At 46.9% G+C, this 12,729-nt stretch carries 14 protein-coding genes; 11 read left to right on the top strand and 3 right to left on the bottom strand.

The genetic code is table 11. The features are described 5' to 3' along the window. Positions 1 to 49: 49 nt before the first annotated feature. From PO771_RS13335 to lysA, 7 genes are all read left to right on the top strand, one after another. The gene (locus tag PO771_RS13335; protein ID WP_272560193.1) at positions 50 to 679 is read left to right on the top strand and encodes a stage V sporulation protein AA; all 630 of its coding nucleotides are present in this window, start codon (positions 50 to 52) and stop codon (positions 677 to 679) included. Next, positions 660 to 1,085 carry a stage V sporulation protein AB gene (locus tag PO771_RS13330; protein WP_272560192.1) on the top strand — a complete coding sequence of 142 codons (426 nt, stop codon included), beginning with the start codon at positions 660 to 662 and terminating at the stop codon, positions 1,083 to 1,085. Before PO771_RS13335 ends, PO771_RS13330 begins: the two co-directional genes overlap by 20 nt. Positions 1,086 to 1,100: 15 nt before the next feature. After that, on the top strand, positions 1,101 to 1,580 hold the full coding sequence (spoVAC, locus tag PO771_RS13325) for a stage V sporulation protein AC (RefSeq protein WP_272560191.1): 480 nt from the start codon (positions 1,101 to 1,103) through the stop codon (positions 1,578 to 1,580). A gap of 12 nt (positions 1,581 to 1,592) precedes the next feature. Then, a complete protein-coding gene (gene spoVAD / locus PO771_RS13320; protein ID WP_272560190.1) occupies positions 1,593 to 2,612 on the top strand; it encodes a stage V sporulation protein AD in 1,020 nt (339 codons plus the stop codon). Between the two features lie 2 nt (positions 2,613 to 2,614). After that, positions 2,615 to 2,968 carry a stage V sporulation protein AE gene (gene spoVAE, locus PO771_RS13315; protein WP_272560189.1) on the top strand — a complete coding sequence of 118 codons (354 nt, stop codon included), beginning with the start codon at positions 2,615 to 2,617 and terminating at the stop codon, positions 2,966 to 2,968. A 2-nt stretch (positions 2,969 to 2,970) separates the two neighbouring features. Continuing rightward, a complete protein-coding gene (spoVAEA, locus tag PO771_RS13310; RefSeq protein ID WP_272560188.1) occupies positions 2,971 to 3,555 on the top strand; it encodes a stage V sporulation protein SpoVABEA in 585 nt (194 codons plus the stop codon). 80 nt (positions 3,556 to 3,635) lie between these two features. Then, on the top strand, positions 3,636 to 4,955 hold the full coding sequence (gene lysA, locus PO771_RS13305) for a diaminopimelate decarboxylase (protein ID WP_272560187.1): 1,320 nt from the start codon (positions 3,636 to 3,638) through the stop codon (positions 4,953 to 4,955). A 76-nt stretch (positions 4,956 to 5,031) separates the two neighbouring features. Here the strand turns inward: lysA and PO771_RS13300 are convergent, their stop codons facing one another. From PO771_RS13300 to PO771_RS13290, 3 genes are all read right to left on the bottom strand, one after another. Continuing rightward, the gene (locus PO771_RS13300; protein ID WP_272560186.1) at positions 5,032 to 5,385 is read right to left on the bottom strand and encodes a VOC family protein; all 354 of its coding nucleotides are present in this window, start codon (positions 5,383 to 5,385) and stop codon (positions 5,032 to 5,034) included. 31 nt (positions 5,386 to 5,416) lie between these two features. Further along, entirely contained in the window at positions 5,417 to 7,252 is a 1,836-nt protein-coding gene (locus PO771_RS13295; protein WP_272560185.1) for a UbiD family decarboxylase, read from the bottom strand. Between the two features lie 821 nt (positions 7,253 to 8,073). Beyond that, entirely contained in the window at positions 8,074 to 8,508 is a 435-nt protein-coding gene (locus PO771_RS13290) for an HIT family protein (protein ID WP_272560184.1), read from the bottom strand. A 314-nt stretch (positions 8,509 to 8,822) separates the two neighbouring features. Here PO771_RS13290 and PO771_RS13285 point away from each other — a divergent pair, with 314 nt between their 5' ends. From PO771_RS13285 to PO771_RS13270, 4 genes are read left to right on the top strand one after another with little or no spacing between them, the layout of a single operon-like run. Further along, positions 8,823 to 9,917, top strand: coding sequence for an ABC transporter ATP-binding protein (locus tag PO771_RS13285; protein ID WP_272560183.1), 1,095 nt, complete (start codon positions 8,823 to 8,825; stop codon positions 9,915 to 9,917). 29 nt (positions 9,918 to 9,946) lie between these two features. Continuing rightward, entirely contained in the window at positions 9,947 to 11,023 is a 1,077-nt protein-coding gene (locus tag PO771_RS13280) for an ABC transporter substrate-binding protein (RefSeq protein ID WP_272560182.1), read from the top strand. 29 nt (positions 11,024 to 11,052) lie between these two features. Beyond that, a complete protein-coding gene (locus PO771_RS13275; RefSeq protein WP_272560181.1) occupies positions 11,053 to 11,955 on the top strand; it encodes an ABC transporter permease in 903 nt (300 codons plus the stop codon). Position 11,956: 1 nt separating this feature from the next. Further along, the gene (locus PO771_RS13270; RefSeq protein WP_272560180.1) at positions 11,957 to 12,721 is read left to right on the top strand and encodes an ABC transporter permease; all 765 of its coding nucleotides are present in this window, start codon (positions 11,957 to 11,959) and stop codon (positions 12,719 to 12,721) included. Positions 12,722 to 12,729: the final 8 nt, after the last annotated feature.

The following is a 12,729-nucleotide window of genomic DNA, read 5'->3' as shown; positions in this document are numbered from 1 at the left end:
ACCGGACTTTCTACTGACAAATACTATTCGTATGCAAGGAGGGAAGGATATGGCTGACCTCACCCATGTGTATGTAAAGTTAAAAGGTAAAGTCAAGCGCCCGCCTGGAACTATGCTGCGTGTTGGCGATGTCGCGGATGTTCTGACGGACAGCCCGTATGAATCGGTGCTTCAGGATGCGGTGCTTCATGTACTTCGCATAGAAGATGGCAATCGGTATGTGGTGGATATGATGCATGTAATTCGTGCGGTGCGGGCGGTTGTACCAGATGCGGATGTGCACGGCATCGGCGCAGGACAGATGCTTGTCGAGATTGAGAGTCCGAAACGTCCGGCAAACCTTTTGCTAGTTGCTTTTGTCTGGCTCGTCCTGTTTATTGGCTCCGCGCTGGCCATTATGAATTTTCACACCGATGTAAGCATGCAGGAGGTGCACCAGCGTGTGTATGAGCTTGTGACCGGGCACAAGAGTGAGCACCCATTCATTCTCCAAATTCCGTATTCGATTGGGGTGGGAGCGGGAATGATCTTGTTTTTTAATCATTTGTTCCGTAAGCGCTTTAACGAGGAACCGAGCCCGCTTGAGCTGGAAATGTTTTTGTATCAGCAAAATTTGGACGACTATGTGTTGACACATGAGGCACCGGGAGGAGAGCATCATGAGCGCGGTAGCAAGTAGCGTGCTGCTGGCGTTGATTGGGCTGTCCGGTGGTTTGATTGTTGGCAGCGGATTTGTGGCGTTTTTAACGGTACTCGCATTGATCCCCCGCCTGGTGCAGATTACGAAGTGTGCATCACATTTGATTTATTTTCAGTGGGCAGTGGTGTTCGGGGCGCTCGGTTCTACGTTATTTACTTTTTTTTGTCCGCCACTTCATCTTGCATCCGCCTGGCTGATTGTTCCGGGGCTGTTCATGGGGATCTTCGTCGGGCTGCTGGCGGCAGCTTTAACGGAAGTGTTGAATGTGATCCCAATTCTCGCTAAGCGCATGTATGTATACGAGTATTTAGCCCTGTTCATTCTTGCACTCGCTTTGGGGAAAATGGCCGGTTCTCTTTTTTACTGGATATATTTTGTCAAATGAGGGAGGAGAAGGTTTATGTCCACGGTAAAAACAAAGCAGCAATCCAGGCCTACAAAAGCGCAGCAGGCATACCAGGAGCGAGCAGTCAAGTACAAGCCGAAGCGACCGTATGTCCGCAATTGTGTAAAAGCATTTCTTGTAGGGGGAGCCATCTGTGCGTTTGGCCAGATTGTTTCTGATTTTTATATGAGTATGTTTGGCTTCTCAAAGCAGGAGGTAGGCAATCCGACAGTGGCAACGTTGATTTTTTTGGCGGTTTTACTAACGGGATTTGGCATCTATGATAAGCTCGGCCAGTTCGCTGGGGCTGGTTCGGCTGTGCCAGTGACTGGATTTGCCAATTCCATGTCGTCTGCTGCGATTGAACACCGAACAGAAGGGCTTGTGCTCGGGGTTGGGGGCAACATGTTCAAGTTGGCAGGTGGCGTGATCGTATACGGGGTAGTCTCAGCGCTTGTTGTTGCGCTTGTGAAGTGGTTACTTATTAAAATGTAAGGAGGAGACAGTATGAACGAACCGCGATGCGGGCGGCAGACGTGGCACTTCCAGCAGGATATTCGCCTGCTTGGCAGCGCGGTAGCGGTCGGTCCGCTAGAAGGAGAAGGCCCGCTTGCGGCCGAGTTCGATCATATTCATGATAATATGTACGCCGGGCAGGCATCATGGGAAAAAGCCGAGCGGCATCTGATGCATCAGGCGATAGAGACGGCAATCGAGAAAAGTAATCTGCTGCAGAGTGAGATTGATATCGTGTTAGCAGGTGATTTGCTGAATCAGACGATCTCCTCAAATTTTACTGCCAGTAAGCTTACTATTCCGTTACTAGGCATGTTTGGAGCCTGTTCGACTTCGATGGAGACGCTGTCTGTCGGTGCGGCACTCGTTGATGCGGGATATGCCCATTATGTTGTAGCGGCGTGTAGCAGTCACAATTGCACAGCGGAAAAGCAGTTCCGCTATCCGACTGAATACGGTGGACAGAAGCCGGAATATGCACAGTGGACGGTAACGGGTGCTGGTGCTGGTGTTGTTGGCAAAGGTGGCAGTGGGCCGCGCATTACGCATGCGACGATTGGAAAAGTGGTCGACATGGGGATTAAAGATCCGTTTGATATGGGGACGGCGATGGTACCGGCTGCGGTGGATACGATGTCGACACATTTTCGTGACACCGGACGTGCGCCACACGATTATGATCTGATTGTAACGGGTGATCTGGGGAAGATTGGCTACGCAATTTTTAAGGACGAAATGAAAGAATTGGCGTATGATATGTCGCCGGTGTATAACGACTGTGGCTTGATGATCTATCGACCTGATCAGTCTGTCTTTGCAGGTGGGAGTGGCTGTGCGTCCAGTGCAGTGGTTACATATAGTCACATTATGAATCAACTGCGAGCGGGTAAACTTACACGTGTGCTTGTATGTGCGACTGGTGCTTTGTTTAGCCCGGTGAGCTACCAGCAAGGAGAAAGCATTCCGTGTATTGCCCATGCTGTAGCATTTGAAGCTGTAAAGGAGGAGTAAACATGGCGCAAGTTTTAATTGCGTTTGTGGTCGGCGGTCTGATCTGTGTCATCGGCCAACTGATGCTTGATATGGCAAAGCTGACACCGGCCCATGTCATGAGCATTTTAGTAGCGAGCGGCGCGATTTTGGACGGACTCGGGTTGTATGATCCGTTGATTGACTTTGCGGGAGCAGGGGCTACCGTTCCAATTACGAGCTTCGGGCACTCGCTTTATCATGGAGCGTGGCAGGAAGCGGAGAAAGACGGCCTGATCGGACTGATTAGCGGGATGTTCCAGATTACAAGTGCGGGCATTTCGGCTGCGGTCGCCTTTAGTTTTTTTGCGGCGCTTGTATTTAGACCGAGGGGATAAACATGGAACGCATTCGGCGCAACGTGATTTTGATTACGGATGGCGATATGGTAGCCAGGCAGGCTGTTGAGACGGTGGCCCGCCGGATTGGGGGACGCTGTATTTCCCGTTCGTCTGGCAATCCGACACCGCTTAGCGGAAAAGAAATTGTTACCCTCATTAAGCAGACGCCATATGATCCTGTACTGGTCATGTTTGACGATAACGGAGACGGTCGCATGGGCCGGGGGGAGCAGGCGCTGTATTATGTCTCCACGCATCCTGATATTACGGTACTTGGTGCAATTGCGGTTGCTTCTAAAACGAAATACGCACTCGGGGTGGAAGTGGATGTATGTATTGATCGCTATGGCCGTGTGACTCGAAAAGCGGTTAATAAAAATGGGTTTGTTGAGAAAGGGACAAAGGCATATATTATAGGGGATACGGTTGATGTGTTAAACATGCTGCGTGTTCCGGTTATTGTTGGCATCGGAGATATTGGGAAGATGAAGGGACGGGATGAGCAGTGTTTTGGCTATCCGGTTACGATGGCGGCTGTTTCTTTTATATTAAAGCGTAGCGGATATCATCCAGCAAATACGTAGTTGTCACCCTTTAGCGAGGTGTGGTACTGTTGTAAACAAAAATAAATGATGCATTACGGTAGCATTGAGGAGGAAGCGGAGTGTTTTTACACGGAACAAGCAGAGTGAATGAGAGGGGACATCTAGAGATTGGGGGTTGTGATGCAGCCGATCTAGTACGTACATACGGAACGCCGTTGTATGTGTACGATGAGGCGCTGATTCGCGAGAAATGTCAGACTTATGTGAAAGCATTTGAAGAAACGGGATTCCGTTTTCAAGTGGCGTATGCCAGCAAGGCGTTTATGTGCATGAAAATGTGCCGTCTTGTAGCAGAGGAAAATATGTCGCTTGATGTTGTATCAGGTGGCGAGTTATATACAGCGCTGAAAGCGGGTTTTCCGGCTGCACGCATTCATTTCCACGGCAATAATAAGACAGAAGATGAGCTGGTAATGGCACTTGATGCCGGAATTGGCTGTTTTGTTGTAGATAATTTCTATGAGCTTGAAATTCTGAATGATCTGGCAAGGGAACGTGAGGTGATTGTCCCGATCATGCTGCGTCTTACACCGGGGATTGAAGCACATACACATGAGTATATTTCAACCGGCCAGGATGATTCAAAGTTCGGCTTCGGTGTGGCAACTGGTCAGGCGCTTGCGGCAGTGAAGCATGCGCTGGATAAAGAAGCTGTTCGCTTGCTGGGGATTCATTCTCATATCGGATCGCAAATTTTTGATACGGTTGGTTTTGTTGGTGCAGTTGAAGTACTAGGAGCGTTCCTGGAACAGGTACGTACTGAGACTGGATACGAAGTGGAAGTGCTTAACTTAGGTGGGGGTTTCGGCATTCGTTATACAGAGGAAGATACACCGCTTCCGGTTGACGAGTATGTGAAGGTCATTACCGATGAGGTGCGCCGTCAGTTCAGTGCACGTGCATATCGCATGCCTGAGATTTGGATTGAGCCGGGCCGCAGCATTGTTGGCGATGCGGGAACGACACTGTATACAGTCGGTTCGATTAAGGATATTCCAGGCATCCGCAAGTATGTAGCTGTTGATGGGGGAATGACCGATAACATTCGTCCTGCGCTGTATCAGGCAAAATATGAGGCAGCACTTGCGAATAAGATGAACGAGCAGCCAGCTGAGACGGTATCGATTGCGGGCAAATGCTGTGAGAGCGGTGATATGCTGATCTGGGATTACATGCTGCCGGAAGCAAAACCAGGTGATATTCTGGCGATCTCCTGTACTGGCGCATATGGGTATTCGATGGCGAACAACTACAATCGTATTCGTCGTCCTGCTGTCGTGTTTGTGAAGGATGGCCGCGCTGAAGTCGTGGTTGAGCGGGAAACATATGACGATCTCATTAAAAATGATCGTCTGCATGCAGGAGCTGCACAGAGATAAAAGAAACGAGGCTATCTTACAAGCTAGAATATAGCGAGTAAGACAGCCTCGTTTTTGTAGAATTGACAACGTACAATTACTTAAGCTCAATCAAGTAAAGGGGATTACCATCAGGATCACTGAAGTGTGCGAGCCTAGTTGCATTTTCTTCCATGAAATGTTGGAATTCAACACCACGGGATTTCAGTATCTCGATTGCTGACTCTAATGTTTGTACTTCAAATCCAATAGACATGCTCCCTGATTTCCCTTGTTGTGAACGTTGTTCTCCGGCAGTATATAGTAGCGAAATTGTCAATCCCGGCGCTTCGACTACCGCCAAATGCCCTTCCACTTGGTGTGTCAGCTTTAATCCAAGGGTTTCGACGTAAAATTGTACTGCTTTTTTAAAATCTGCTACCATGACACTTACATTGCCACTCTTGAACATTGTATATTTCCTCCTTTTTTCAATCTTATTTTTACCGGATTTTTATGCCGCTCAAACTGGCTCCTTTGGTAAAGAATCGCTCGATGTTTTTCTCAACAGTTGGATCAGGTACTAATGGTGGTGCGTGATGTGGTTTGATACGAGCATCAATGATCAGATTATCGCACGCCCAATGCTTGTGCTCGTAATAGCTATTCACACCATACATGTCATGCGAAGGATTGCTGCGCGTGAATGTAGCCCACAGAAAATTACTAAGGGTCGCACTCATAAATGTGCTGTCATCGCATAGGATGATCATCGGGCAAGTTGGAAGCGAGCCTTTTGCTTGAATTGCATCGCATAATCCTTGCAGTTCTTGCTGTGCTTGTGCGTAACTCGTAAAGGCGGGTCCTTGTATCGCGACGACGCCCGGCATTATCAATCGAGCGTTTTCAAATGGATGCAACTCCTTCAAACTGTCAGGCACTTCTTTACACAGTTCTCTTTTTTTATCTCCATAAGCAGCGAAGACGACCTTACTGCCGCTATTTAATCCCGTACCTGAATAATCAAGCGTATCGATAGTTGTATGCGTATAAAAATGAATGTCTCGATGTAAATCAAGACGTTCGAGAATATAGGTTAAAAATTCTACCTCATGATGTGTATCGAGTGGTTGATTCTCTTCTGCTGTAATGAATAAAAACTTGGCTAGACTTAGTTGCCCGGTTCCTAAAATACGATTGGCGATTGTAAGTAATTCGGTCGGCTGTTTTACTTGTTGATACGGAGTGTATCGTTCACTGCCTATTGCAAAGAGCAGCGGGTGTACGCCTGCAGCATCTACTGCATGGACTTCTTTTACGCCAGGGATTTCTTGTTTAATAGCATCACCGGTTAGTTCATGGATAAGGTCACCAAATGCTGTATCTTCTTGAGGAGGACGACCGACGACGGTAAACGGCCAGATAGCATTTGGCTTAGCATACACCTTATGTACTTTCATGACCGGAAAAGGATGGGTCAGGCTGTAATAACCTAAATGATCGCCAAACGGACCCTCTGGTTTGGTTTCGCCCGGATGGATTTCTCCGGTTATAACAAAATCAGCATCATTACTAATACAGAAGCCGTCGATATAACTGTAATGAAAACGACGTCCTGCCAGTAAGCCTGCAAAAGTCATCTCGCTTAATCCTTCTGGCAGAGGCATAACGGCTGACAATGTGTGTGCCGGGGGACCGCCTAAAAAAATACTCACTTTTAGTGGGGCGCCTTGCTTGTTTGCTTTGCTCTGATGGATTCCGATACCGCGGTGAATCTGGTAATGCAGACCAATCTCTTTATCCAGTTCGTATTCATTGCCGCTCAGTTGAATCCGGTACATACCTAGATTAGAGTTCATAATTCCTGGTTTCTCTGGATCTTCCGTATATACCTGGGGCAACGTGATAAAAGCACCGCCATCCATTGGCCAGTGTTGAATGAATGGAAGGTCGGATATTTTGATTTCTTGTGCAGTGACCGGTAGGCTTCCTGATTTTTTCACTGGCAGAGCTTTTGCAGCTGCTAATCCGGTTTTGATATTTTTTAGTGGATTTTTTAATGCTTTTATTGGGTCATTGCGCACAGTCATTACATCTTGTACGGCTTTCCACGTATGTCGGAAGATAAATTTGCTGCGTTCTACTGTACCAAAAAGGTTGGATACAGCTCGGAATTTCGAGCCTTTTACATTTTCGAATAATAACGCAGGACCGCCTGCCTCATATACTTTCATGTGAATCGCAGCCATTTCAAGATAAGGGTCTACTTCTTCGCGAATGCGAACGAGATGCCCGTTTTTTTCTAAATCAATTATGCAATCTTCTAAATTGCGATACATAATGTGAATTGCTCCAATCTGTAGAAATGTATTGTTCCCACATGCTTTTACTGTCCATTTTATCAGTCTTTTATCGTTGGTGAAATAGAGTGCTGCTTGAAGGCTGTCCCAAAGCCGGAACATGGCGGACGAGACAGCTTTTTTTGTAGAATCGAAAGTGTGGGGGAGGGAGTGGGAGAAGGGAGGAGCCGTTCGCTTCGGTACGCTTGCAGGGAAGTGGGAGCTGTCCGCTCCGGGAGCCCGGCGAACTTGCCCGCAAAGAAAAGCTCGTGATGCCGATTCACCGAAGAATTGCGGACAAAAGGCCCGTTCGCCGTCCTCCCTCCGCTAAGTAGGCGCGTACAGGCGCTCGTGCTCCTCCCTTCTCCCACTCCCCGCACAACGTTTCAATTTACAAAAAAACTCTCGTCGTCAGAATGGATTTGCTCGGTAGCTGCTGGCTTTTCGTAAGATCTCTTCCTAATTCTTTATCTGCATAGCAAAGCTCAGTTTCTTGATCTTGCTTGATGATTTTCATCCAAAGTGTGCAAGGAGCGGGATCGGGCGGGGAAGCGGAACGCCTGTACGGGCCTGCTTAGCGGAAGGGGTCAGACGAACGATTTTTGTCCACAACGCTTCGGTGTATATACATCGTAGGCCTTTTTTTGTGGGCAAGTTCGTCTGGCACCTGAAGCGGACAGTTACAGCTTCTCCGTAAGCGTACCGAAGTGACGAGGCCCCGCCCGATCCCGCTCCTCCACTACACTTTGGCGAAATCCTCTGCCAAGAAAAAAGCTGCCCCCACTTACTTATGGGACAGCTTCTCTGTTTTATGTACGAACTTACGCTTTTAGGTGATCGCGGATCGTAGCAGCAATTTGCTGCAAGTCAGTTGGTGTATAATCAGCCATATGATCAACGAAGTGAGGATGGAACCCATCTTCCATTCCGTAGCGAGGAATGATGTGCATATGATAATGGAATACTGTCTGACCAGCTGTTTTTCCATTGTTATTTAAAATGTTTACGCCATCAGCACCCGTTTGTTTTTTCACCGCATTCGCGATTGCAGGCACGACACGGAACAAGTTAGCCGCAATATCAGACTCCAGCTCAAAAATATCCTGGCGATGGGTTTTCGGGATAATAAGGGTATGACCTTTCGTTACTTGGCTAATATCGAGAAAAGCCAGCACGTGGTCATTTTCAAATACTTTCGCTGATGGAATTTCCCCTTGGATGATCTTACAGAAAATGCAGTTCGGATCATGCGCCATATCAAATTCCTCCTTGCGTTTTTCGTTTTATTTTACCATTCCTTATCTAAAAATTGAAACGTAAATCGTCCAAAACATCCTGATATTTTCGATGCTAAACAGCATTTTACGATGCTTTTTTGCATTGTGTAATTTTTCTTGCAGATTTCTTTGGAAAATAACGGTCTGATAATTTTAAAAAGTAAAAAACAATGCATTTTCACATTGCTATTCATTCAAAAATACATATATTTCGCAAAATTTTAAATTGGCACAATTGTTGCTAGGTATAAAGTGTTATACGACAGCCTAGAGAAAAAAGGGGGTAAATAAAAATGGCAAAGGGGATGGACTTATCCATCAATAATGCAACCAAGTTTTACGGCAACTTTAAGGCGGTGGACAGTGTTAACCTTGACGTTCGTAAAGGAGAATTCCTTACGATTCTTGGTCCATCCGGCTCCGGAAAAACGTCGCTTCTTAAATTGATTGCCGGTTTTGAGGAGCTGACAAGCGGTTCGATTCAGTTAAATGACCAGGATATCACACATAAAAAACCATACGAACGTGATATCGGCATGGTATTTCAAAATTATGCGCTGTTTCCGCATATGACAATAGGTGATAATGTCGCCTATCCGCTTAAGTTACGCGGCGTCTCTAAGCAGGAAATTAAAGAGCGGGTACATAACATTCTTGATCTGGTTCATCTGGGGCATCTGATCGATCGATATCCGAAGCAGCTATCAGGTGGACAACAGCAGCGCGTGGCAATTGCGCGGGCGATTGTGTTTAACCCACCGCTTCTATTATTGGACGAGCCGCTTGGGGCGCTTGACAAAAATCTGCGTGAACGCATGCAGCTTGAGATCAAACACATTCAGCAGCAAGTCGGCATTACGACGATTAGCGTAACGCACGATCAAGAGGAAGCGCTTACGATGTCTGATCGGATCTGTGTTATGAATCACGGGAGAATTGAGCAGGTATCGTCTCCGGAAGATATTTATCAGTTTCCACAAAATCGTTTTATTGCCGAGTTCATCGGTGAGATCAATCTGCTTGGAGGCGAAGTTACAGGAGCTGAGCAAGATAGTTCAATTGTCCGCCTGATGGGAGATGCTGCAGTGTCAATACGTGCTCATGGTGTGAAAGCGCTTAAGGAGCAAGTGTACATCGCCCTTCGCCCGGAAAATGTTTATGTGACGCAAGAAGCCGGGCAGTATGAGAATGCGCTTTCTGTAGCGGTAGACGAAAAAATTTACCTGGGCGACTGCATCAAGCTGAAGACGAAAACGACATTTGGACAAGAATTAACTGTGCGTGTTCCGGTCGGGTACGCGCACTCCCTCCAGCCGGGTGAGACGATCACATTAGGCTGGAATCATGGCGATGCGATTACGATTCCGTACGAAGCAGACGCCAGCTAATCTTCATCACATATAAGGGGGAAAAAGAGATGAAAAAGGTATGGAAAAAACCACTGCTCGTTCTTGCGTCACTGGCACTTACATTCAGTGTAACCGCATGTGGCGGCGCAAAAGACAAAGAAGCAGGTGCACCGGCTGCAGGCGGCTCTAAAGAGCTTGTCGTTGTAGACTGGGGTGGTGCATCTTCTGAAGCAGCTAAGAAAAATGTATACGAGCCGTTTGAAAAAGCAAACAACGTGAAAATTACCGTTGTATCTCCGACAGATGTAGGTAAGCTGAAGGCGATGGTACAAAGTGGGGCTGTGGAGTGGGATGTAGTAAACTCCGATACGGACGTAGCGCTGCGTCTTGAGAAAGAAGGCATGTTGGAGAAGCTGGATTATACACAGATCAAAAAAGATGATGTTTATCCTGAGCTTGTGACAGACTGCTCGATCGGTCTGCAAGTTTATTTCACAAATATCGCGTACAATACGGAAGCGTTCCCAGGTGGCAAGCATCCGAAAACATGGACAGAATTCTGGGATACAAAAGCATTCCCAGGTGCACGCTCTCTGTACAAAAACCCGGTTGGCACACTGGAGGCCGCTCTTCTTGCTGACGGCGTAGCGCCAGACAAGCTGTATCCGCTTGATGTAGACCGCGCTTTCAAGAGTCTTGGTAAGATTAAGAAAGACGTAAAAGTATGGTGGGATGCAGGAGCACAGCCGCCGCAGCTTCTTGGTACGAAAGAAGTAGTAGCAGCCGCTGCATGGAATGGACGTGTATCCAGCGCGAAGGCACAAGGATCACCAATTGACAACGAGTTCAATCAATCACTTGGTATGGCGACTTCATGGGTAATTCCGAAAGGCGCACCGCATAAAGATCTGGCGCAGAAATTCATTGCTTATGCAGTAACAGCAGAATCACAAGCTGCGTACTCAAAGGCGATCGATTATGCTCCGACAAACAAAAAAGCACTTGATATGCTTCCGGATGATGTGAAACAGCGTATTGGTCAAACACCAGACCGCGTATCAAAACAGATTTTCATTAATAACAAATGGTGGCTCGATAACTACGATAAAATTGCAGAGCGTTTCAACAAATTCATGCTTGAATAGAGAAGAAGATAGAGGGGGTGCTCACCACGATGTCCACAAAAGTAAATACAGAGGCACCGGTACCAGGTATGGTACCTCCTCTAAACCGACTTGTGCAAATTCCGGGACTGAAATGGCTATTATTGCTTATCCCGCTTGTGTATACAGCGATTCTGCTGTACTACTCCATGGCAAGTGTATTGAAGCTAAGCGTATATGATGACAAAGGCTTTACCATGCAGTATCTTCAGCAAGTATTTACAGAACCGCTGTATTTAAAGGTATTGTGGAACACGCTGAAAACATCGTTCATTGTCATGCTCGTAACGCTTTTCATTTCGTATCCGATTGCGTATTTGCTCGTCGTTATGGAATCGGAACGCTGGAAAAAGGTTGTATTGTCGCTTGTCATGATTACGCTGTGGATTAGTTTGCTCGTTCGTACGTTTACCTGGACGGTTATTCTACAGGATCAAGGGATCATCAATAAATTTTTGATGTCGGCAGGGCTCATCTCGGAGCCGGTTAAGTTAATGTACAATACGATGGGTGTCGTCATTGGTATGACGCACATTTTGATCCCGTACATGGTACTGAGCTTGTACTCGGTTATGGAAGGGATTGATCGCAGACTTATACAGGCTGCCCAGGGAATGGGGGCACGTCCGTGGAAAGCATTCATGCAAATTTTTCTGCCGTTGTCGCTTCCGGGAGTTATGTCGGGTTCGCTGATCGTATTTGTACTTGGAATCGGGTATTTTGTTACGCCGGCATTGCTTGGTGGACAGGGTAACATGATGATTTCCAAACTCATTCAGGAAAACATCCAGATGACACTTAATTGGAGCATGGCTTCCGCTATTTCAGTTGTTCTGCTTGTAACAACGCTCATTTTGCTTGGGCTGGCAGCGTGGGTAGCACGTCTGTCTCCGCTGTTGAAAGGAGAGAAATAGTATGTGGCTGCGCCTGTATGTTGGAGTTATCATGCTTTTGATTACGCTGCCGATCCTTGTTCTGGTTCCGCTGTCTTTTAGCTCACAAATTACGTTTACGTTTCCACCGCCTTCGTATTCAACGAAGTGGTATACAGCGTTTTTGGAGAATTCGCAGTGGATGGATGGATTGTGGCGTAGTTTGACTGTTGCGGCGCTGACGGCTGTTGTATCGACGATTATCGGAACGATGGCATCAATGGCAGTCCAACGCTTGGAATTTCCGGGTAAAAAAATCTTTACGAATTTAATTGTGGCACCGATGGTTATTCCGGTCGTCGTTGTCGGGATTGCAATGTATCATACGTTTTCCGTATACAAGCTTACGAACACGATTACCGGCCTGGTGCTCGCTCATTCTATTCTGGCGATTCCGATGGTGTTTGTCACAATATCGGCTAGCTTGAAAGGAATGGATCGCAATCTGGAATTAGCGGCATTAAGTCTAGGTTCTACCCCGATTGGTGTGTTTTTCAAAGTAACGCTTCCGCTCATTAAATCAGCGGTAATGGCAAGTGCGCTGTTTGCTTTTATTACGTCGCTGGATGAAGTTGTTGTTTCCATCTTCATCGCAGGGGCTAGTACGAAAACATTGCCGATTGTCATGTGGGAAAACATGCGTACACAGGTAGATCCAACAATTGCTGCAGCTTCTACACTGCTCATTGTTGGTACGGTTCTTCTATTTTCTCTACAAGGATTTTCCCGTACTGGACAGAAGTCGTAAATAAAAAA

The sequence above is a fragment of the Aneurinibacillus uraniidurans genome (assembly GCF_028471905.1).
Lineage (GTDB): Bacteria > Bacillota > Bacilli > Aneurinibacillales > Aneurinibacillaceae > Aneurinibacillus > Aneurinibacillus uraniidurans.
This window is presented reverse-complemented; position numbering and strand designations above follow the sequence as displayed.

Excerpts from the sequence above, each read along its gene's own strand:
- PO771_RS13335 (WP_272560193.1), top strand. The coding sequence starts at position 50 with ATGGCTGACCTCACCCATGTGTATGTAAAGTTAAAAGGTAAAGTCAAG.
- PO771_RS13330 (WP_272560192.1), top strand. The coding sequence starts at position 660 with ATGAGCGCGGTAGCAAGTAGCGTGCTGCTGGCGTTGATTGGGCTGTCC.
- spoVAC (WP_272560191.1), top strand. The coding sequence starts at position 1,101 with ATGTCCACGGTAAAAACAAAGCAGCAATCCAGGCCTACAAAAGCGCAG.
- spoVAD (WP_272560190.1), top strand. The coding sequence starts at position 1,593 with ATGAACGAACCGCGATGCGGGCGGCAGACGTGGCACTTCCAGCAGGAT.
- spoVAE (WP_272560189.1), top strand. The coding sequence starts at position 2,615 with ATGGCGCAAGTTTTAATTGCGTTTGTGGTCGGCGGTCTGATCTGTGTC.
- spoVAEA (WP_272560188.1), top strand. The coding sequence starts at position 2,971 with ATGGAACGCATTCGGCGCAACGTGATTTTGATTACGGATGGCGATATG.
- PO771_RS13300 (WP_272560186.1), bottom strand. The coding sequence starts at position 5,385 with ATGTTCAAGAGTGGCAATGTAAGTGTCATGGTAGCAGATTTTAAAAAA.
- PO771_RS13295 (WP_272560185.1), bottom strand. The coding sequence starts at position 7,252 with ATGTATCGCAATTTAGAAGATTGCATAATTGATTTAGAAAAAAACGGG.
- PO771_RS13290 (WP_272560184.1), bottom strand. The coding sequence starts at position 8,508 with ATGGCGCATGATCCGAACTGCATTTTCTGTAAGATCATCCAAGGGGAA.
- PO771_RS13285 (WP_272560183.1), top strand. The coding sequence starts at position 8,823 with ATGGCAAAGGGGATGGACTTATCCATCAATAATGCAACCAAGTTTTAC.
- PO771_RS13280 (WP_272560182.1), top strand. The coding sequence starts at position 9,947 with ATGAAAAAGGTATGGAAAAAACCACTGCTCGTTCTTGCGTCACTGGCA.
- PO771_RS13275 (WP_272560181.1), top strand. The coding sequence starts at position 11,053 with ATGTCCACAAAAGTAAATACAGAGGCACCGGTACCAGGTATGGTACCT.
- PO771_RS13270 (WP_272560180.1), top strand. The coding sequence starts at position 11,957 with ATGTGGCTGCGCCTGTATGTTGGAGTTATCATGCTTTTGATTACGCTG.